Genomic DNA, 19,919 nt, shown 5'->3' with positions numbered 1-19,919 from the left:
TAAGTTTTTTGGAGATGCTTCTCATTATACCTTTGCAAACTGTTACATTTGCCGACTTTTCGGGTTCTGATGGCAAATAAATTTTGCCATCAGAGCGATCGCCCGCTCCCATAAGGCTTGGAGCTGCTTTCGAGCAAATTAGATCGACTATAAACTTTTCTCGATCGTTATGCTCGTCGGCATCCCGATCCGGCGGCGATCGCCTCGTTCGGAGTGAAAGATCGCTGCAATAATGAAATTGACCACCCAGATCGACACTGGGAGCTGGAGCCATGAGCAATATCAACCCTGACCTCCCCCAACCGCTAACCCCTAAAGACATCATCTTGGCTCGGGAGCTGATGATGGTCCGTCAAGACCGTCAACGCTTTTACAACCAACTCGACAGCTCCCTCAGAGCGCTGTTTAGTTACTGCGACTGGTGGATCTGTCCCGGCGAGGACGAAGCGATCGAATTGATCGTCATCTGTCCTCGGTTCGTGGTGTACAAGCGAATTCACAACCGCATCGATACGGTTCATTCGCGCTTGCGCGACGTCCTCGATTTAACCCATTCCCGAGTCATTCTCGAATGTCCCGGCGAGGCGCACGCCTACTACGAGCATGAAATCGACCTCTCCGACGAGGCCCTGTGGTTCGACGACGACGACGATTTTTTCTTTGATGAAGACGAGGAAGAAGAAGACGATGAAGACTGGTTTGCCGATAACGACGGACGCGGCTTTTAACTCAGACCGGGCGCTTCTGTCGCTACGGGCGGGCGCCGTCGGCGTCTGAGTCGCGGCTCGATCGTGTGCGGATCGACCTGATAGCGTTCGGCAGCTTGAGACATCGTTAATTCCAACAAAGCGCGATCGCCGCACGCGATCGCCCCTTGCGGCGGCTCCACCTCGACCGCCAGCGCCCGCCGGATCTCCGAGGCGACGGCTTTCGCCAACAACGGCGGCACCGAATTCCCCACTTGGCGGAATCCGTGCCACTTGGTCGCGTGGAAGCCGAACCAGTCCGGGTAAGAGTGGATGCGAGCCGCTTCGCGCACGGTAATGCAGCGCGGGGTCACCGGGTGGATCGGACGGGGGGACGTGTAGGCGCCCCGATTGCTCGGCGTTCCGGCGCGCAGGGTGTTGCAGGTGCCGTTGGGATCGAGTCGGCGGAAGCGGCTGATCGACTCGGTTTCCCCGGGTGGGGTCGCTGCAAAGCGGGCGATCGATTCCGGCGTATGTTGGCTGCGCGCACTTGCGGTGAGCCGTTGGCGGTCGAACAGGCGCGGGTAGGCGTAATCGGTCGGGCAGCGCCTCAGACCGCGCAGGTAGCTCGCGTATTCGCTGGGGGCGCCGTATTCGGCGATCGCCCAATCGCGATCGAGTAGTTCGGGGTAATTTTCGACTTCGGGCAGATCGCCGATCGCATCCCAGACCGTGGGTCCTTCAGGGAGGGACGCCATTGTAGCCGTTGGAGATCTTTTAGATCGGGGCGGTCGCACGATCGCCGCCGGATAGTCCGGTAAGGGGCGATCGGCGCGCGATCCGATTAAAAACAAGCGTTCTCGTTTTTGCGGTACGCCATAATTCGCCGCATTGAGAACTTGATATTTTTCCTCGACCCGATAGCCGTTGGCCTGAAATTTATCGATAATTTCTAATAACACGGAAATATGTTTTCCGAAGGTCATTCCCCGGACATTTTCCATCACAAAATATTTCGGTTTTAGCTCTAAAATTAACCGTAAAAAGTGAAATACTAAAGCATTGCGCGGGTCGTCTAAAGCCCGTTTGCCAATCGTAGAAAATCCCTGACAGGGCGGCCCGCCAAAGACTACGTCAATTTCGCGATCGCCGATCGTCGAAGCCCGTCGGATTTGCTCCCCTGTCGTCTCGATGACGCTCTGACAGAGGATCGCACAGTCCGGAAAATTGTACTCGTGGGTGGCACAGTGAATCGGATCGATTTCTACCGCAGCCAGGACGTCGAAGCCCGCTTGCTCGAAGCCGAGGCCGATCCCGCCCGCTCCGGCGAATAAATCTACAGCGATGGGTCGTTGGAATTCGTTCATCAAAGAAATCGGCGATCGCAGCACATATATTTTACCATTTTGCTATTATTTTTATGCTTTTTATGATTGATTTTGTAAAAAAAATAGAATCAAATTCCTGCTGTTTTATATCAACTTAAAAATCGAACAAATAACAGTTTTTATTTTATTTAAACCGACCATAAAATAATAGAAAATCCTAAGTTAGGGAGTTGCTTCATTGAGTGAATCGATAGCGGTCCGTAAGAAAATCATCCCTTAAATCGGCTGGTTGACGATCGCCCACCCCATCTATGGCTCGGTGGAATGACCCTCGACGGGGAAGGCGATCGCCTAAATCGGCAAGAATCGAGCCGAGAACGCCAAAAAAATCCCCTTGAAGCGAGATCGAGGGGGAAAACCAAACATCGAGACACATTTCGCCGGATTATCGGCGGCCAGAGCCAGCCTGTCGGGCGCGGCGATCGAGGATGCGAGCCACATCGACAATCGGCACGACAGGTGTGGCGCCGTCGAGATACATCACGAACACGAAGGCCCCGAAATCGGCATTGCGGAACGCCAAGATCTCCAAACGAGCGGGAATATCTTCTAAATTGACCTTCATACTGACTCCCGCCGCCGCATCGCCGATATTTTGCAATCCCGTCAGGGGGCGCTCGTCGAGAATCTCCGTATCGTCCAGACCTTCAGTAAGTAGTTCGCGCAAGAGTTGGGGTTGGCTCAACGCCGCATCGAATTGGGAACGTTCTTGCGGATCGGCGATCGTGGTCGTAATCCCCATAATCAGCTCGAACTGTTGTTGTTCCATAAAAGCAAAGACGTTTTCGACCTGAAAATCGTCTTGACTCAGTTCTTGCTTGAGGGCGGCTAACTCCGACTGAGGCATCGGTTGAAAGCCGTCGGGGAGGTCCTCCAAGCGCAAGATCGCGTCAGACCGGGGGCTGCGTTGGGCGATGGGTTGCTCCGCAACCAGTAGTAAGCTGCGGCGGTCGTCGAGGGTCTCGCTCGATCGCACTTCAGCCGCGATCGCCGCCGGAGGGCCTGCGACCAGGGCGCCGCTTAACAAACAAGAAAACATGAAGGGTTTAGTCTTGAGCATGGGTCAACTTGCTAAATATCCCCAGATGGGGAGATGAGATGGCTTTTCAGCTTAAGATAGGGTCAATCGAGCCAAACCGCGCACGGGTTTTCTCCCTAAGACGCGATCGATACCGTGTAGGTGTCTTGCAAACTATCAAAACAAAACGGGCGATCGCCTCCGAAGCCCCGGCAAAATTGTTTCAATCCGTTGCATTCTAGAATCTTAAAATACTGTAAACTTTCCCCAAACCCGCGTCAGTTTTATCGCTCACTCCAAAACAATACACTATGGCTATTGGCTACGTTGCTCTAGTTCTCCACGCCCATCTTCCTTTCGTCAGACACCCCGAAAGTGACTACGTTCTAGAAGAAGAATGGCTTTACGAAGCGATTACTGAAACCTACATCCCATTATTGCGAGTCTTTGAAGGTTTAAAGCAAGATGGGATCGATTTCAAAATCACCATGAGCATGACACCGCCGTTGGTGTCGATGCTGCGCGATCCACTCCTGCAAGATCGTTACGACGAACATCTGGCCAAACTGGAAGAACTGACCGAATTAGAAATCGAACATAACGCACATAACGGTCACATCCGTTATTTGGCCGAACATTACGCGGCGGAATTCAATGCCGCCCGCGAACTGTGGGAGCGTTACGATCGCGATTTGGTCACCGCGTTCAAACAATTCCAAGATACGAATAATCTCGAAATTATCACCTGCGGCGCCACCCACGGCTACTTACCGTTGATGAAAATGTATCCGCAAGCGGTTTGGGCGCAAATCCAGGTCGCCTGCGAACATTACGAGGAGAATTTCGGGCGTCCGCCAAAAGGGATTTGGTTGCCGGAATGCGCCTACTACGAAGGAGTCGAGCGGATGCTCGCCGACGCAGGGTTGCGATATTTCCTCACCGACGGACACGGGATTCTGTACGCCCGTCCCCGTCCTCGGTTTGGGACTTACGCCCCGATTTTTACCGAGTGCGGGGTTGCCGCCTTCGGACGGGATCACGAATCGTCCCAACAGGTTTGGTCTTCGGAGGTCGGATATCCCGGCGCGCCGGAATATCGAGAGTTTTACAAAGATTTAGGTTGGGAAGCGGAGTACGAATATATCAAACCGTACATCATGCCCAACGGACAGCGTAAAAATACGGGAATTAAATACCACAAGATTACCGGGCGCGGTTTGGGTTTGGGCGATAAGGCGCTTTACGATCCCTACTGGGCCCGGGAAAAAACGACGGAACACGCGGGGAATTTTATGTTCAACCGCGAACGCCAGGTGGAACACCTCCACGGGATCATGCAGCGTCCGCCGATTATTGTCTCGCCTTACGATGCGGAGTTGTTCGGTCACTGGTGGTATGAGGGCCCGTGGTTTATCGATTATTTGTTCCGCAAGTCGTGGTACGACCAAAATACTTACGACATGACCCATTTGGCGGATTATTTGCGCGCGGAACCGACCCAGCAAGTTTGCCGTCCGTCGCAGTCGAGTTGGGGTTACAAGGGCTTCCACGAGTATTGGCTCAACGAAACGAATGCCTGGATTTACCCGCATTTGCACAAGGCGGCGGAACGGGTGATCGAGTTGAGTTACCGCGAACCTGCGGACGAGTTGGAGTTACGCGCGCTCAATCAGGCGGCGCGGGAATTGTTGCTGGCGCAGTCGTCGGACTGGGCGTTTATTATGCGGACGGGAACGATGGTGCCTTATGCGGTGCGCCGGACGCGATCGCATTTGATGCGCCTCAATAAAATTTACGACGATCTCAATCAGGACAAGGTCGATTCGGGATGGCTGGAAAAAGTCGAGGCGATCGATAATATTTTCCCGAATATCAATTATCGAGTTTACCGCCCTCTTTAAACGATCTCCCGGTGCGATCGCCGGGAACTGCCGTTCGATTTTGGCTCGGCTTGGCTTCTCCAGGACTTGGGGAAGTCTATTTTTTTGGCCTTTTTTGGCGGATAGGCGATCGTTTCGTGACAAATGAATTCCTGGAGAAACGGTCCGGCGATCGCGCACGACGGTTCCCTCGATCGCAAAAGTTCGGCGATGGTTGGCGCCTGAAACGACTTCAAACAAAAAGCAGTTGGTATCAGAAATAGGACGCGATCGAACCCCCGAAAACTCCGATCCCGATGCTTCAAACTCCCTCTAATTTCTCTGGGGATCGGGTCTATTAATGGCAATTAAAAAGTGAATAAATACCCCATCCAGACCGACGGCGAAGGACTGCGCGATCGCCCGAAGCAACCCCCCACCGTCTAGCGATCCCCGGGCGATCGCTGCCCTTCCCCCAAAACTGGAGCGTTCTCGAAGATCCAAGATCTCTCTCAAACGCTTACCAGATATGCATTTCAACTGATGCACCCCCAAATAATGAATTTTTGTTAAGATTGACGTTTCTGTATCATTTTTTACAGAATTCTATTGTATAGTGATTACAGAGCAGAAAAAAACCACCAAAAATCATCAATAACATCAGGAGAATCAAAAAATGTCTTTGCAAGATCGCGCCCGAGCTTTAATGATGCGTCACCATCACATGATTAAGAATCGACAGCAATCGATGTTGTGCCGCAGTGCCGAAGAAGTTGGTATCGATCCCGGAGAATATTGGACGACCATTCAAGGGAAACCCCTTTCTGAATTTGAAACGTCTTACGATCGCTCCCGTTCGACGATGAGCTAAAGCCTTGAGACCGTTAACTATTGAAATGATTTGAAAACAGGAGAATGGGAAAATGTCTATGCAAGATCGCGCCCGAGCTTTAATGATGCGCCACCACCACACGATCAAAAATCGGCAGCAATCAATGTTAAGCCGAAGTGCCGAAGAAGTCGGAGTCGATCCGACCGATTATTGGAGCAATATTCAAGGTAAACCGAATCCGAGTTTCCGCGAATCCTACGATCGCTCCCATTCGACGATGAGCTAATCCCTAGGATTCGAGAAAAGTTGAATTCGCGTCCGAATCTTGTCAGTTTCCGCCCCCATAAACTGGCATCGATTCGATCGATTCGTTGACCGATACATTGCCAACTGAGGACGTTCTTCTTTACAGAGGAACGTCCTTTAAGTTTGAGAATTGATGGGGAAAATTAAGCATTAAATTAAGCATTTTTTGGATACAAAATAATCGAACGCGGTCGTCACCCGTGTGGAACCCATCCGGCCTGGAAACGTTCGGAGTAATTCACTGGGTTGAAGTGGCGAATGAAACCAGCTCAACATCTTGGGTGAATGGTTTCAAAATCGCGAACGGGGGGATTTTGAGCGAATCGGAGTCCCGATCGCCCGACGGACGATAAGATCGGGTTGGATTGCTTCAGGACTATGGTGAGGATTTCCTGACCGAATGGTGGATGGCGACAGACCGAGAACGTGGGGGATTCGGTTGGGGTTGGCGCGATCGATGGAAGGATCGCCGGAGCGCGTTAACGGGAGTGAGGACGGACAAGAGGGCGGATCGAGTGAATTTTCGGAGAGAGAAAAGCCTTCGTGTTCGGGAAAGGGCGATCGCGCCTGCTTGGGACTTCGCGATCGCCTTTTGTGACGTGGGTCACCTCAACTATTGCAATCGGAAATCTACAATCTAGAGTTTATAATCTCGGCGCTCTCATCGAAGGGTTCAAATCTAAAATCAAACAAGGGTCGTATCTGCAGTGGAGTTGAAGCGAAAAAGTAACGAATAAACTGATTTAAAACCAGGGCAACATTGGCAATGGAAAATTTAGAATATAAAGTCTTTTTCAATCTTTCGCCGGATTTGTTTGGAATTATCGATACCCGAGGATATTTTCAACAAGTCAATCCGGCGTGGGAAAAGACCTTGGGATGGACGGAGTCGGAGTTGCGATCGCACCGTTGGTTAGACTGGGTTCACCCCGACGATATTGCCGATACCCTCGAACAAATCGCTCAAATCACCCGTCGCCACAAAGGGCGATCGCCGGGATTTTTCGAGATCCGCTACCGCCACAAACACGGACATTACATGCGCTTAGTCTGGCGGTTCGCGCAATCGGAAGAAGGGAACCTATACGCCGTAGTGCGTCCGGTTGAAGACGCCAGCTTACTCCCCGCCGTCGAGACGCGCTATCTCGAATGCGTTCAGTTATCGGAGCGGAAATTTCGGCAACTCTACGAAGCTACCCGAGATGCAGTGATGTTGCTCGATGAAGATTCTTTTTTCGACTGCAACCGGGCCACCTTGAAACTGTTCGGTTGCGAATCCCTCGATCGCTTTTGCGGGAAGCATCCGAGCGAGTTTTCGCCGCCGATGCAACCGAACGGACGGGACTCGCTGAGTTTGGCGCGGGAGTATATCGAGATGGCGTTGGAGATGGGGAGTTGTTCGTTTGAGTGGCTGCACCGACGGGTGGACGGGTCTCAATTTCCGGCAGAAGTTTCGCTGACGACGATGGAAGTCGGCGGACGCAAGGTGTTGCAGGCGATCGTCCGCGATATCAGCGATCGCAAACAGGCGGAACGCGCCTTGCGCGAGAGTGAAGAACGGTTTCGCCGCATTTTTAATGACTGTCCGATCTCGATGGTGTTATGCGAAGGCGATCGCGCCCAAATCTCTCATGTAAATCGCACATTTCGCCGCCTCCTCGGTTACAACCCTTCGGAATTTAGCCAGCTCACTCTAGAAGACCTCACTCATGTAGAGGATCGAGAGAAAGAAAGACCGTATATCGAGCGGGTGATGGCCGGAGAAATCGAAAGTTATGAAATTGAAAAACGACTCGTCGAGCGCAATGGTAGAATTCGCTGGGCGCGGGTGACTTATACCGGATTGCGCGATCGCGACGGCAGCATTGCCTACGGTTTGGCGATGGTCGAAGATATTAGCGAACGCAAGCAAGCGGAAGCGGCGTTACGGGAAAGTGAAGCCCGCTTGCAGGCGATTCTCGACAATTCCAACGCCACGATCTATCTGAAAGATTTGCAAGGGCGTTACTTATTAGTCAACCGTCGTTACGAAACCCTATTGGAGCGATCGCGCCAGGACATTTTAGGAAAAACCGATTTCGATTTATTTCCTCGCGAACAAGCCCAAACCATTTGGGAACGAGAGCGTCGAGTTTTGCAATTGGGCGTTCCTTTGGAATTAGAAGAAGCGATCGCCCACGTGGATGGGGAACATACCTATATTTCTCATAAATTCCCCCTTTACGACGAATCCGGCTATCCTTATGCCGTCTGTGGCATTGCGACCGATATCAGCGATCGCAAACGGGCAGAAATCGCCTTGCAAAAAGCCCACAACGAGCTAGAAAAACGAGTCGAAGAACGCACTGCGGAACTCACCCGGGCGGCCAATCTCTTGCAAGAAGAAAGCAGCAAGCGCCTCAAAGTTCTCGAAGCTTTGCGCACCGCCAAAGAGCGGGCGGAAGCGGCCAATCGCGCTAAAAGTACCTTTTTAGCGAATATGAGTCACGAATTGCGAACGCCCCTCAACGCGATCGTCGGCTATAGTGAAATGCTCGAAGAAGAAGCCGAGGACTTGGGGTATGAAGATTTAATTCCCGATTTGGATAAAATCCGCAAATCTGGCAAGCATTTACTGAATTTAATTAACGATATCCTCGATATTTCTAAAATCGAAGCGGGTCAAATGGGTCTGTATCTCGAAACTTTCGATATTGCCAGCTTAGTGGATGTCGTCGTCACCTCAACGCAACCGTTAATCGAGAAAAATGGGAATGTCTTCGAGGTGGAATGCGACCCGCATTTAGGGACAATGCACGCCGATTTGACCAAAGTTCAGCAAATTTTACTCAACCTGATTAGTAATGCGGCAAAATTTACCGAATCGGGTCGTATTTCTCTACGCATCGATCGGGTCGCACAATGGGAGGGCGTTCGCGAAGCGTCTGCGAAGCAAAATCGCGCTTGGGGCGGCGTCGGTCGGGTGGATGGGGTGGGGGCGATTGTATTCGAGGTCGCCGATACGGGCATTGGTATGAGCGAGGAGCAGATCGAGCGCATTTTCGAGCCGTTCATGCAAGCGGATGTCTCGACCACGCGCAAATATGGCGGAACCGGGTTAGGCTTGGCCATTGGCCGTCATTTTTGCCAGTTAATGGGCGGATATATTAGCGTCGAGAGCGAACTGGGTAAAGGGTCGTCTTTTCGGGTTTACTTGCCCAATCAGGTTGTGGATCTCAAAGCTCAAGGGATGGCCCTGGCGGGGCGATCGCACCAAAAAGCAATGTGACCGGAAATCCTGGAATTCTGGGAGAAATCGGACCTCAAGGGTGCGGAAGTCCATAAAAGTGAAGCTATGATGCACTACGGGACTCCATAGGTTGCCCTCTTTATGCAGATCCAAGATCTTCTCTCCGTGAAAACATTTATCCCTTCGTCGAGTCGGGTTCTCCGTCGGAGGACGGCGATCGCCGTTTGGACTCTCGCCGCCAGTCTGGGGCTACGATCCGTCGCCGACGCCCAAAACCCCGCCGATCTCCAACGCTTACTCGATCTCAATCAATGTCAAGCCTGCGACCTGATCGGAGTCAATCTCAGCCGCGCTAATTTAATTGGAGCGGACATCAGCAGTACGAACCTGTCTGCCGCCAATTTGAGGGAAACTGACTTGAGAGCTGCCGATTTAACCGGATCGAATCTGAGCGATGCCAATTTGGAGCGATCGGATCTGACCGGGGCCAATCTGACCGGAACCAATTTGAGTGGGGCGAGTTTGATCGGCGCCCAACTGCTCGGCGCTAACTTATTTTTGATCGATTTGGGCAATGCCAATTTAGAGGAAGCGAACCTCAGTGGTACGGATTTGGCCCGCATCTACATGGAAGGGGCGAACCTGACCAAAGCGCAGTTAGTGGGCACCAATTTAACCGGGGCGGAGTTGGTCGGCGTCAATTTTACGAAAGCCAATCTCAACGGCACCAATCTCAACAGTGCCAGTCTCAGACAAGCCAATTTACGCGGGGCGATGTTGCGCGGGGCACTGATGCAAGGGGTCAGCTTGCGCGATGCCAATTTGAGCAATACCAGTTTACAAGGGGCGTTTTTAGAAAAAGCCGATTTAGAACGGGCTGATTTGAGCGATGCCGATTTAAGCGGGGCGAATTTGAATGGAGCGAATTTAAAAGAAGCGAATTTGACGCGCACGAACTTGACGGGAGCGAGCTTGACGAATGCGATTCTCACCGATGCCATTGTCGAGGATATTAATTTGACGGGAGCAAATCTGTGTGACGCGCTTCTGCCCGATGGAAAAAAGGGGAAATGTCCCTGATGGGGAACGGCTGAGCGTGGGGAGTCGGGAAGGGGAAGGGGGGAGTAGCACACGGGTCGTCGTGTGTCTTCCGAGACAATCGGGGCTAAGCTCTGTTTAAGGTCTGTTTAAGAGGGGTTAGAAAGACGACCTCTTATTGGTAGAATTAACCGGAGAAATGAGTTAGGAAAACATCGATCGGTCAGCTTAAAACTCTGCCCACAAAAAAATTTTGCGTTCTTTACCGATCGCCTTGCGCGAACCGTGCAAAGAGATTGAGGAACCGTCTGAAACAAAGGCGGAACAACTGTTTGTCAGCGAAAGTCATCAATCTTGGGGAAAATTGATGGGTGAATTGCTCTCGGATCGGGAGATCGCAAGGGTGGGGTGGGGCCTGAAACGCGAGCTTGGATTCTCTCGCTGACCGTCGTGATTGGAGAGAATATCGATGAAGTCAGTCAAGATATGGACCCGATTGAGTTTGGTCTCGGCGATCGCGATCGCGTCCGCCCTCACCGTGGCCGTCCCCGAACCCGCCTCCGCAGGGCAAAGCTGTGAAGCCCGAGGCAGTTGGACGGCGAGCTTGAACTTACCCGATCTCTACCGCGCGCCGTCGAGTCATTCCGATCGCGCCGCCCGCTTCGTTCGCGCCTGTAGGGAACTTGACGATTGCTACAACCAAGCGGGAAGCGATAAAGATCGCTGCGATTTGGCCTTTTTCGAGCAACTCGAAGACGAGTGCGTTCGCGCTTACGGCAGAACCGCCGCCCTCACCAATCCGGCCCTGTCCGAATGCGATCGCGCGGCAGACGAAATTTACGAGGTCGTTTCCCGTTCGCGGGCGAGTCAGCGCGCCTACCTGCAAGCGCAAGAAAGCCAACAACGACGCTGGGAAGAACAAGTCAGCCGCCTTTATCGCGAAATGCTCGATCGCCGTCCCAGTTTGCGCGTCACTCGCGATTATGTCGAAGCCCTCGAACGCGGTTGGAGCCTCGATCGCGTTCGGGAAGATATCGCCTACAGTCGCGACGCCGAAGACGCGATCGAAGAAATTTATGAAGACGTGCTCGACCGCGAACCGGACCGCCGGGGAATGGATACCTACCAACGCGCCTTAGCGCGCGGTTGGGATTTAGAAAAAGTTCGCGAAGATATCGCCTACAGCGACGAAGCCGAACGGGCCATCAACCGCATTTATCGAGAAGTTTTGGGTCGCAACGCCGATCGTAGCGGGCTGAGAACCTATAGAAAAGCCCTGGCCCGAGGGAGAAGTTTGCGCGACATTCGCCGCGATATCGAAAATAGCGACGAAGCGCGACGCAGACGCCCCCGGTAGCTGCTACCCAGGGGAAGGGTAAGGGTCGAGGCGATCGCCCTCAGTCTACGATTTTTGAGTGAATTCAACTCAAAGAGAACAAACTCTCAGCAACAAGAGGGTTGCCATACCATGAGAGTTGGTCCGTGTCAGCCCAATTCTCGGATTCATTGAAAGAGTTGTTTCTGTTGCATCGATCGTTTCGATCGATGCGCGGGAACAATTTTTGAGAAAATAAATCACCTATCTGTTTGAATTAATTTTGCTTTTTAAAAAAGCTTTAAAAGCGATCGCTCTAGGTGATTTTTCGGATTTAATTCATTTTGAATTGATTCAAAACTCTTTTTGTCCGGGGGCATTACATCAATGGAAGAAAAACTATAAATAGAGACGATTAAGTAATCTTTGAGGTCATGCAAACCTCCCATCCCATTAAACTTTTTGGTGCATTTCTCGGGCTGACGATCTTCAGCGTCACCTTCTATCATCGTGACGTTCGACCCCGCGTCTCTTCCTGTCCCCCTTCCGCAACCGTCGGCGGGCAACTCTGTCGGGGCAAAATGCCCAAACCCTTGTTAGAAAAAGCGTGGGGACAAATGGGGGCGATCGCCTATCAAGCGGCGGCGCAAGTGATCGAATCCAACAATACTCGCCCCCAACCCCTCGACGAAACGCAAAAACAATTCTTGAGACCCTACTTTGGCGATCTCGTCGATCGCGTGGAAGTGGTTTACGATGCAACCCTGATGGAAGATTGGGTCGCTGCCAGTTTTAAAATTAATGTCGGTCAGTCCAACGCGCAAGTTTACGGCAATAAAATTTATATCAAACAACCCTACCAACCGGGAGATTTACAGCAAATTGTTCTCCTCGCCCACGAACTGACCCACTGCCAACAATACGAAGAACTCGGCAGTTTAGGAAAATTTGGATATGAATATTTTAAAGAATATAAAAGAGCGAATGAAAACTATCGAGAGAATAAATTAGAACAAGAAGCCTTTACCTTAGAAAAAGAGTTTGCTCGCTGGCTTTCAGAACAAATCGAAACCCACGATCGCAGCCACCACGACCATTCTCACTAAAAGACCGGGCAACCGACGGCCCTAGGCGATCGCGATAATAGTGTTAAACTTTTAAGGAACCCTTTTTATTGGTTTTCTTCAAACAATTTAAGGACGTTCGTCTATTTTTTTTCTACGAGTATGAAACTTTTCAAACTGTCCCACCCGATCGCCGTGGCGATCGCGATCGCGATCGGCGCCATTGTCGCTTTGTTCAAACCCTTGGTCGCCTTCGCCGCGCCTTCCGTCCCCACGGCGACTCCCGTGTCCCACTCCGCGATCGATTTATCGCAAGTAAGCGGCGATCTGGCTGGCGTTTGGGGCGATCGCACCCACGTCAACACTCCCAATTTTCGCCCGGGCGATCGCGCCGAACACCGATTTAATGCCCGTTCCGGATGCACCTGTCCTCTATGTACCGGAATTGTCCAATAAGGCGATCTTTCTCGATCTCCAGTTCGGCTCGTTAAAATTTATTCAAGAAACAATGCCCCAGATCCATCGATCTGAGGGCATTGTTTGCGATCTCAACGACGAATTAACATAGCCGTTTAAAGCAGTTTCTAATTGCCTTAACTAACGAATCATCACCGATTGATTCCGTAGACCTCATAACGACAAAAAAACGATCGAACTTGGTTTAATAAAAAACAATCCCAGCGATTCTAAAACACTGACTTAAATAACTTCAAATGTACACAAATACCTCAATCGATCGATGGACAATTCTCGTGTAACTCAAATTAGCAAATATCTCAGCTATCATTTGCGACATAAACCCGAAAAAATTGGTTTATCGATACAACTCGGGGGCTGGGTTGGCGTTGAAGAGCTTTTAAGCCTCGCCGAGAAACATGGGTTTTTGATAACTCGCGAAGAATTAGAAATTGTTGTTAAAAATAACAATAAACAACGGTTTTCATTCGATGAATCTGGGGAAAGAATTCGCGCCAATCAAGGACATAGTATCGCGATCGACTTGCAACTCACTCCGCAAATTCCTCCCGATCTTCTTTATCACGGAACAGGCGATCGCTTCGTGGCCTCTATTTTAGCAAAAGGCTTGCTCAAAATGTCACGCCATCACGTTCACTTGTCCGGCGATCGCGAAACGGCTCGTCAAGTAGGAATGAGACATGGAAAACCCGTTATTTTTAGCATTGATAGCGCCCAAATGTATCGTAATTCTTATCAATTTTATCGTTCCGAAAACGGCGTTTGGCTCGTCGATGCCGTTCCGCCGATCTACTTGAGCCAATTGCCTTAACTTTGGTTATTTTATTGGGTTTTAAAAAATTATCCTCAATGGGGATAAATCGACAATGCTTAAAGTGAAATCGTGCGGTGTTTTAGTCATGCAAAACCTACCGCAAACCAGTTTTTTATTAATGGTCAAGCCGAATCGTTACGACTTGCCAAAAGGTCATCTCGAAGCGGGAGAAGATGAATTAACTTGTGCCCTACGCGAACTTTACGAAGAAACTGCCATTCCCGCCGAGGCGATCGCCCTCGATCCGACCTTTCGTTTTCATGAAGTTTATCAAGTCAAAAACTATAAAAGACATGGAGGACAGACCGTTGAGAAAACGCTTATTATCTTTCTAGGGTGGCTCCAAAAACCTATCGAAATTCACCCCTGCGAACACGACGATTTTATCTGGATGCAGTGGAATCCACCCCATCAAATTCAACCCCGAACGATCGACCCGCTTTTAAAAAAGGTCGAAACCCATTTTTCCTATCGGAAAATTAAATAACTTGTTAAACAACTTGTTAAACAACTTGTTCGACATTTAAATAGGGAAGAAATTTCAGCCCAAGTGCTGGGAGTGGAACCATCTTACTGGCTCTTAAGCAAACCCTTTAAAGGCTCCACGGCTTACATTAAACTCAAATCAGATAACGATCGCTAAAAATGACAGATATCCGTAAATTAATTAATCAACTCGCTGCCGCAGAAAATCAACTGCAACAGACCGAATTTCTCGCCCCTTGTGTCAGTGGGGGACGGGTTTGCACTCGCGTTGCAGGAATCGTTTATTCTTTTTTGATTCAACCGTCCGATTTTGAAGGATGGGGCATTTTTAAAGCCAAAAATGAGAAAGAAGCTGAACTCGTTGAAACGGCAGATTTATTCCAAATCGACGCTTATCTCGATCGCCTCGCGCCGATGCGCCTGCATTTAGCCTACCCCCTGACGCGGCGAACTTGGTTGGCGTATCCGGCAAACGAGTCCGACGCGCGCCAACGGATCGGCAGTGCGAAACCCGTTCCGATATATTTAGTAGAAGAAGGCGATCGCTTTGAAACGATTGTCGCCCGTTGGGATGGGGCGCGTTTCTGGTTTGAGGCGATCGATCGCCGCGCCGATCCGATCTTTTGTGAGACGTTGAGAGAAAATTTAACCCAATTGACCGCCCCAAAAAATCTCAAATTTAAGGGGATGACACCGGAAATGCGGACGGTTTACGACCTCGTGACCCAAAAAACCCCCGAATTTGACGAACACTGGCAGCGACGGCGCGATGAAGGCCGTTTGCGCGAAGCGTTGCGCGTCGGTGGCGGCGAATTAATTCGGTTTGAGGATCGCCACGAGGACTTTTGGACCGTGGATTGGCTGACGGGTGACGGCGAACGCCATACCAGCGCGATCGCCAAAAGTGACCTCACCGTGGTCAGTTCGGGGATTTGCTTGAGTGGACGCGATCGCGATTTTGATTTGCATTCCCTCGTCGGCGTCATCGAATATCGAGATTGAGGTCGGGAAATTGGCCGTTCATCAGCGTTAATCAAACCAGCGATCGCCTCGTACTAAACCTGTTAAAATCAGCGAATCATGTCTATTTTCTTTCACGAACAACTGTACAGAACGCCGGAAATAATGGCAAGAATGCGATCGTTTCCGGTGACGGTTTGCGGCGCGGGGGCGTTGGGCGCGAATTTAACTGAAAGTTTGGCGCGTATGGGATTTTCGCAGCTTTCAACCATCGATCGCGATCGCGTGGAAGAGCGCAATTTATCCACTCAACCCTATTACCGTTCCGATATCGGTGCTTTTAAAGCCAAGATTCTCGCCAACAGTTTGTATCGGGCGATCGGTATTAAAATTAATGCCAAAACGAAGGAATTAACGTCGGAAAATAGTGGCGATTTAATCGACTCAAAAACCCGTGTAATTGTCGATACCTTTGACAATAGCATCGCCCGTCAAGCGGTCAAAGATTACTGCGATCGCACCAAGATTCCCGGGTTACATATTGGGATGGCTAGTGACTATGCCGAAATTATTTGGAATGAAAATTATCGCGTTCCTTCTCCAAGTAATGACGATATTTGTGACTATCCGCTAGCCCGCAATTTAGTCACCCTAACGGTGGCGATCGCCTGCGAAACGCTGGTGACTTTTGTTGCAACCGGAGAACGGAAAAACTTAACCGTGACTTTGGCAGATTTGGCGATCGCCCCGTATTAGCCCCGCATTAACGATCTCCGATTGGATGAACTTTCCACAATCCTACACTTCAAAAAACCCTTCGTAGAAGGTTTTTAAATTCACCCCAATTCCCGTACTATCCCCTAACGCGAGCGATCGCAGCGCAGAAGTTATCGAAGCCTTGCGATCGCCCGCACTCATATTTTGTAACGCTAGCTGACGCAAACCTGCGATGTCTTCCCACGAAGCTGTTGACACAGAAGCATAAAAACAATCCCCATCCGGCGGAATGGGTACCCGTTTGTAAGACTCATTACCGATCGCGATCGTTCCTTGTTGCGACTCGATCAAAGCGGCATAATGTAAGTTTCCTTCAACCAGTAAATGGTACGTCGGTTCGCCATTTCCATAAGTACTTAACGGCTTGGTAGTTTTACCGTTTAATTGATGCATTTGCAGCCTTGCCCCGAGTCCTTTAGCCACCGCAGCAATTTCATAATGATCGGCCCATTTGCCGCCACTACTTCCCGAGAGTAACAGGTCTTTTTCGTAAGCTTCAAACGTTCTGGGATCGTCTAATAAAGTTTGAATTAATTGTTCATTTTCTAAAGCTTGTTGTTCGTTTTCTGCTTCTGCTTTATCCTGTTCTTGTTCCTGTTCTGGACTGGCGTTCGCTTCTTGAGATGCTGCGGCCTTGGCGGCTTCGGGGTCCTCCACTTCCCACTGTTCTTTTTGTGTTTCGACTTTCTGCGCGATCGAGGCATCAAACATTTTTTCCATTTCCGCGATCGCCTGAGTCGAATTACCCCCTTTAACCGCATTCAAAAAAGGCTTCGGATTCGTCATATTTGGCAGCAGTTCGGCAATGACTTCATCATCAGATTTTTCCGCACTGACTTCCCGAATATGCTTGAAAATTCCTTTCAGATCGAGATCGTGTTGTTTTTTATACTCTTCCCATTTTTCCTTCTGTTTTCCCCAAGCTTTTAAACCGCCATAGGTTTGCATTAAATAGGGCAAACCGTTAGCAAAAATCAATTCACTACTCGCATCGTAACGCTTCGCTTTCATGCCAAACTTAATATCGACTCCCGGCGTTCCCGTCGGCACAGTTTGACTGACCGAAAGCTGTTCCATTTTGAAAGTTTTGAGATATTGCAGTTTGTAGCTGCTAAATTCAGGGGGTTTTTGCCAGCGCAATTCCAGTCCGGCTTTGCGTTTCACTCCAATCTTGGTGGATAACGCTTGTGCGGCACTCTTCCCTAAATTATCTGCCCAACTATTCACCGCACTGGTGATTCCTTCCGTAGCACTTTCGTAATCGCCACTGGTTAAGAGTCCTTCAAATGACATAGAAGGATCGCCATTTTTGAATAAAAAGGTCGAAATTTGTGCTGTAAAACTTCCTTGCGGACTGCCGACAGCTTCCACTGGAAACCCATCAATTTGAACGTCAATTGTACTGCCGTCATTGAGTGGATTGAGGTGATTTGTCGTCCAAGTTGCGGTCACCGATCCGTTAAATGCAGGGGTGGCTAGGGTTCCTTTAAAAATAACTTGTTTGCCTTTTAAAACTTTCCCTTCATAGCCTTTAGCCTTCGGGGGTTTGCGCGAGTGTAACGCTTGTTTCGTGCCGCTAATTCCCGCACTGACGACGCTGGGAATACTACCGGTAACGGCGGCACCACCACCGATGACTTTAACATTTGGTCGTGTTCCAGGTGGGCTGGCGATATCCTGTCCTTGTTCGGCTAAACCAAACTCTTCGGCAGTTTCATTATAAAGGGTGGGATCGCTCATTGCCGAAGCGGCTAAATGTTTTAATTTGACATAAAAACGGGCAATTTTATCGGCTTTTGCATCAATCCACTGTTGGGGATTGTCGTAAACATCGATATCGGCTCCAAAGATATCTCCCGCCAGTTTAAACGCTTCTTTATTTAAGGCAGAAACTTTAAAAGCGACGTTAAAATTAACGGAGGTTTTAGCGCGGAATTTGCGGTCTTGGGCGACCCATAGTTTGCCGCCGATGGTGAGGGTCGGTTCGATTTTGACAATAGGGAGTCCCAAACTCAGACCGAATTCTAATTGCAATTCGGCAGAAGAAACGGTTCCAGCAAGCAGTGCCGTCCGCTTTTCTAGGGCGTCGGAAATTGCTTTGGCGGCGCCGGATTTGACCGGGACAAATTCTCGAAGCCGGATCGCGCGATCGGCAACTTCCGGTAATTCGATGACTTGTTGGTAAGCGTCTTGAACGATCGCCACTTGTGCGTCATCAAAATCATCGCTACCTTGGACTTCCAGTAAAAGGGTGGCGGTTTCTTTTTGAAGTTGTTTGTATTTTTTGTAAGCTTCTTTTTCTATAACTGGAGTTTCTTTCTTGGCGCTGCGGACGTATTTAATGATTTTCTGAATTTCGGCAGTTCTCTGTTTTTTGGGGACTTTTTTGAGTTTAGTAACCCCTAACTCTTCTTGGACGAGCTGCTTGACGGATTGGGCGGATAAGCTGTTTTGCATGGCCGCTTTCCAATCATTCCAGGCTTGGTTGAGCAGCAATAATTGGCGGTAAACGCGATCGGTGTCGGTAGTCGCTTCGTCGCCACTGTCGGCGGGATGGAGGTAGTATAAGTTGCTATTTTTGATCCACTTCCCCTCGTATTGTGGATCGTTAATTTTGACGTAAACTTCGTTGTGATAAAGTTCGGTTTCGTTCCCAATTTCTATTTTGGTGTCGTTGTCCACCCGACCGATCGCTTGAAAGCCTTTGGCCTGTTTTTGATAAATTCGGGCGTAATCTTGTTTTTCCGGTCCTTTGCGATGGTGAATGAGGGCGGGTTTGGTTTGAATGAGGGGGGTTGAGGTGTTTTGAATTTGGGGCGATCGCCTCACTTGGCTGCCGTTTTGTTGGACGACGTGGGTTAATTCGTGGGCGAGTAATTCTTGTCCTTGGGGATTACTGGGGTTGTATTCCCCTTGTTTAAAATAAATGTCTTGTCCGGTGGTAAAGGCGCGGGCGTTGAGGGAACGATTGAGGCGATCGGAGTTACCATCGGCATGAATTTTTACGCCTCCAAAATCGGCGTTAAATTCCCGTTCCATCGGTTCGCGGATCCCCTCTTCTAAACGCTTGCCAGTTCCTTGAGAATTTTGAATATTCTGCTCGACATTGGCGCTGAGATTTTGCGAATTGGCGTTCTCCGTCCCGTTTCGCATGACGGTAATTTCTGGGGTCGGGGCGATCGCAAATTGACTCTGAGTTTGAACTGACGGTGTTGGGGCGTTGAGGCGACTGACGACTTGACGGGCGACGCGATCCGCTTGTTGTTCGTAACGATCGCCCGCTTCGCCGACGGAGAGTTTCGCCTGGGGAACCGGATGTCCGTTGACTGGCGGGTTGGGGCGATCGCCCGCCAAGCTTCGCATTAAGGGATGACGTTCGGCCCAATCGGCGCCGAGGGGTTCAAAGGGGGGCATTTGGCCGATCGCCTCCCCGGATTGAGGGTCATTTTCAACGGGAATTGGCGGTGAGATTTGCGGTGATGCTTTTGCTTGAATTGGAGGCTTCCAGGAAGATGATTGCCCGGTTCTCATGTTACCCATTACGATCGATCCTATTTGAAACTCAATCCCGTTACCGAGACTGGATTTTTAACAGCAATTGAATTGATTTTGATGACAATGATTGCCAATACAGCACTCGGGCGTCTGATGAGGTACAGTGCCGATCTCC

At 50.1% G+C, this 19,919-nt stretch carries 18 protein-coding genes; 14 read left to right on the top strand and 4 right to left on the bottom strand.

Going from position 1 to position 19,919, the window contains the following annotated elements:
- Positions 1 to 272 precede the first annotated feature (272 nt).
- Positions 273 to 728 (top strand): hypothetical protein, encoded by a 456-nt coding sequence (locus tag HCG48_RS09990; protein WP_210437211.1) that lies wholly within the window; start codon positions 273 to 275, stop codon positions 726 to 728.
- Here the strand turns inward: HCG48_RS09990 and HCG48_RS09985 are convergent.
- Together HCG48_RS09985 and HCG48_RS09980 are read right to left on the bottom strand one after the other, a co-directional pair.
- On the bottom strand, positions 725 to 2,053 hold the full coding sequence (locus HCG48_RS09985) for a DNA cytosine methyltransferase (RefSeq protein WP_168569030.1): 1,329 nt from the start codon (positions 2,051 to 2,053) through the stop codon (positions 725 to 727). The two genes, HCG48_RS09990 and HCG48_RS09985, sit on opposite strands and share 4 nt — an antisense overlap.
- 406 nt (positions 2,054 to 2,459) lie before the next feature.
- A complete protein-coding gene (locus HCG48_RS09980; RefSeq protein WP_168569029.1) occupies positions 2,460 to 3,134 on the bottom strand; it encodes a hypothetical protein in 675 nt (224 codons plus the stop codon).
- Between the two features lie 269 nt (positions 3,135 to 3,403).
- On the opposite strand from HCG48_RS09980, the gene HCG48_RS09975 reads away from it, so the two are divergent.
- Complete coding sequence (locus HCG48_RS09975; protein ID WP_168569028.1) at positions 3,404 to 4,993, top strand: glycoside hydrolase family 57 protein; 1,590 nt, start codon at positions 3,404 to 3,406, stop codon at positions 4,991 to 4,993.
- On the opposite strand, the gene HCG48_RS09970 is transcribed toward HCG48_RS09975, so the two are convergent.
- On the bottom strand, positions 4,990 to 5,208 hold the full coding sequence (locus HCG48_RS09970; protein ID WP_168569027.1) for a hypothetical protein: 219 nt from the start codon (positions 5,206 to 5,208) through the stop codon (positions 4,990 to 4,992). The two genes, HCG48_RS09975 and HCG48_RS09970, sit on opposite strands and share 4 nt — an antisense overlap.
- A 419-nt stretch (positions 5,209 to 5,627) precedes the next feature.
- On the opposite strand from HCG48_RS09970, the gene gifA (HCG48_RS09965) reads away from it, so the two are divergent.
- From gifA (HCG48_RS09965) to HCG48_RS09910, 12 genes are all read left to right on the top strand, one after another.
- A complete protein-coding gene (gene gifA / locus HCG48_RS09965; protein ID WP_168569026.1) occupies positions 5,628 to 5,822 on the top strand; it encodes a glutamine synthetase inactivation factor IF7A in 195 nt (64 codons plus the stop codon).
- A gap of 52 nt (positions 5,823 to 5,874) precedes the next feature.
- Positions 5,875 to 6,069, top strand: coding sequence for a glutamine synthetase inactivation factor IF7A (gifA, locus tag HCG48_RS09960; RefSeq protein ID WP_168569025.1), 195 nt, complete (start codon positions 5,875 to 5,877; stop codon positions 6,067 to 6,069).
- Between the two features lie 420 nt (positions 6,070 to 6,489).
- On the top strand, positions 6,490 to 6,687 hold the full coding sequence (locus HCG48_RS09955) for a hypothetical protein (protein WP_168569024.1): 198 nt from the start codon (positions 6,490 to 6,492) through the stop codon (positions 6,685 to 6,687).
- A 168-nt stretch (positions 6,688 to 6,855) separates the two neighbouring features.
- Positions 6,856 to 9,357, top strand: coding sequence for a PAS domain S-box protein (locus HCG48_RS27030; RefSeq protein WP_168569023.1), 2,502 nt, complete (start codon positions 6,856 to 6,858; stop codon positions 9,355 to 9,357).
- Between the two features lie 102 nt (positions 9,358 to 9,459).
- Positions 9,460 to 10,398 carry a pentapeptide repeat-containing protein gene (locus tag HCG48_RS09945; RefSeq protein ID WP_168569022.1) on the top strand — a complete coding sequence of 313 codons (939 nt, stop codon included), beginning with the start codon at positions 9,460 to 9,462 and terminating at the stop codon, positions 10,396 to 10,398.
- A gap of 427 nt (positions 10,399 to 10,825) precedes the next feature.
- Positions 10,826 to 11,713 carry a DUF4214 domain-containing protein gene (locus tag HCG48_RS09940; RefSeq protein ID WP_168569021.1) on the top strand — a complete coding sequence of 296 codons (888 nt, stop codon included), beginning with the start codon at positions 10,826 to 10,828 and terminating at the stop codon, positions 11,711 to 11,713.
- Between the two features lie 392 nt (positions 11,714 to 12,105).
- Positions 12,106 to 12,777 carry an eCIS core domain-containing protein gene (locus tag HCG48_RS09935; RefSeq protein ID WP_168569020.1) on the top strand — a complete coding sequence of 224 codons (672 nt, stop codon included), beginning with the start codon at positions 12,106 to 12,108 and terminating at the stop codon, positions 12,775 to 12,777.
- A 120-nt stretch (positions 12,778 to 12,897) separates the two neighbouring features.
- Positions 12,898 to 13,191 (top strand): hypothetical protein, encoded by a 294-nt coding sequence (locus HCG48_RS09930; protein ID WP_168569019.1) that lies wholly within the window; start codon positions 12,898 to 12,900, stop codon positions 13,189 to 13,191.
- A 283-nt stretch (positions 13,192 to 13,474) separates the two neighbouring features.
- Positions 13,475 to 14,023, top strand: a complete 549-nt coding sequence (locus tag HCG48_RS09925) for an RNA 2'-phosphotransferase (protein ID WP_168569018.1) — start codon at positions 13,475 to 13,477, stop codon at positions 14,021 to 14,023.
- Positions 14,024 to 14,078: 55 nt separating this feature from the next.
- Positions 14,079 to 14,513 carry an NUDIX domain-containing protein gene (locus tag HCG48_RS09920; protein WP_168569017.1) on the top strand — a complete coding sequence of 145 codons (435 nt, stop codon included), beginning with the start codon at positions 14,079 to 14,081 and terminating at the stop codon, positions 14,511 to 14,513.
- Between the two features lie 158 nt (positions 14,514 to 14,671).
- The gene (locus HCG48_RS09915) at positions 14,672 to 15,514 is read left to right on the top strand and encodes a hypothetical protein (RefSeq protein ID WP_168569016.1); all 843 of its coding nucleotides are present in this window, start codon (positions 14,672 to 14,674) and stop codon (positions 15,512 to 15,514) included.
- Between the two features lie 78 nt (positions 15,515 to 15,592).
- Positions 15,593 to 16,228: a ThiF family adenylyltransferase gene (locus HCG48_RS09910; protein ID WP_168569015.1), complete on the top strand. Its 636-nt coding sequence runs from the start codon at positions 15,593 to 15,595 to the stop codon at positions 16,226 to 16,228.
- 42 nt (positions 16,229 to 16,270) lie between these two features.
- Here HCG48_RS09910 and HCG48_RS09905 read toward each other — a convergent pair whose 3' ends face one another.
- Positions 16,271 to 19,789: an eCIS core domain-containing protein gene (locus tag HCG48_RS09905; RefSeq protein WP_168569014.1), complete on the bottom strand. Its 3,519-nt coding sequence runs from the start codon at positions 19,787 to 19,789 to the stop codon at positions 16,271 to 16,273.
- Between the last annotated feature and the right edge of the window lie 130 nt (positions 19,790 to 19,919).

The organism is Oxynema aestuarii AP17 (assembly GCF_012295525.1).
GTDB lineage: Bacteria > Cyanobacteriota > Cyanobacteriia > Cyanobacteriales > Laspinemataceae > Oxynema > Oxynema aestuarii.
The sequence above is the reverse complement of the archived record's forward strand: the minus strand, read 5'-3'. Positions and strand labels throughout refer to the sequence as shown.

Bases quoted from the DNA above. Each gene is read 5' to 3' on its own strand.
- HCG48_RS09990 (WP_210437211.1), top strand. From the start codon at position 273: ATGAGCAATATCAACCCTGACCTCCCCCAACCGCTAACCCCTAAAGAC.
- HCG48_RS09985 (WP_168569030.1), bottom strand. From the start codon at position 2,053: ATGAACGAATTCCAACGACCCATCGCTGTAGATTTATTCGCCGGAGCG.
- HCG48_RS09980 (WP_168569029.1), bottom strand. From the start codon at position 3,134: ATGCTCAAGACTAAACCCTTCATGTTTTCTTGTTTGTTAAGCGGCGCC.
- HCG48_RS09975 (WP_168569028.1), top strand. From the start codon at position 3,404: ATGGCTATTGGCTACGTTGCTCTAGTTCTCCACGCCCATCTTCCTTTC.
- gifA (WP_168569026.1), top strand. From the start codon at position 5,628: ATGTCTTTGCAAGATCGCGCCCGAGCTTTAATGATGCGTCACCATCAC.
- gifA (WP_168569025.1), top strand. From the start codon at position 5,875: ATGTCTATGCAAGATCGCGCCCGAGCTTTAATGATGCGCCACCACCAC.
- HCG48_RS09955 (WP_168569024.1), top strand. From the start codon at position 6,490: ATGGTGGATGGCGACAGACCGAGAACGTGGGGGATTCGGTTGGGGTTG.
- HCG48_RS27030 (WP_168569023.1), top strand. From the start codon at position 6,856: ATGGAAAATTTAGAATATAAAGTCTTTTTCAATCTTTCGCCGGATTTG.
- HCG48_RS09945 (WP_168569022.1), top strand. From the start codon at position 9,460: ATGCAGATCCAAGATCTTCTCTCCGTGAAAACATTTATCCCTTCGTCG.
- HCG48_RS09940 (WP_168569021.1), top strand. From the start codon at position 10,826: ATGAAGTCAGTCAAGATATGGACCCGATTGAGTTTGGTCTCGGCGATC.
- HCG48_RS09935 (WP_168569020.1), top strand. From the start codon at position 12,106: ATGCAAACCTCCCATCCCATTAAACTTTTTGGTGCATTTCTCGGGCTG.
- HCG48_RS09930 (WP_168569019.1), top strand. From the start codon at position 12,898: ATGAAACTTTTCAAACTGTCCCACCCGATCGCCGTGGCGATCGCGATC.
- HCG48_RS09925 (WP_168569018.1), top strand. From the start codon at position 13,475: ATGGACAATTCTCGTGTAACTCAAATTAGCAAATATCTCAGCTATCAT.
- HCG48_RS09920 (WP_168569017.1), top strand. From the start codon at position 14,079: ATGCTTAAAGTGAAATCGTGCGGTGTTTTAGTCATGCAAAACCTACCG.
- HCG48_RS09915 (WP_168569016.1), top strand. From the start codon at position 14,672: ATGACAGATATCCGTAAATTAATTAATCAACTCGCTGCCGCAGAAAAT.
- HCG48_RS09910 (WP_168569015.1), top strand. From the start codon at position 15,593: ATGTCTATTTTCTTTCACGAACAACTGTACAGAACGCCGGAAATAATG.
- HCG48_RS09905 (WP_168569014.1), bottom strand. From the start codon at position 19,789: ATGGGTAACATGAGAACCGGGCAATCATCTTCCTGGAAGCCTCCAATT.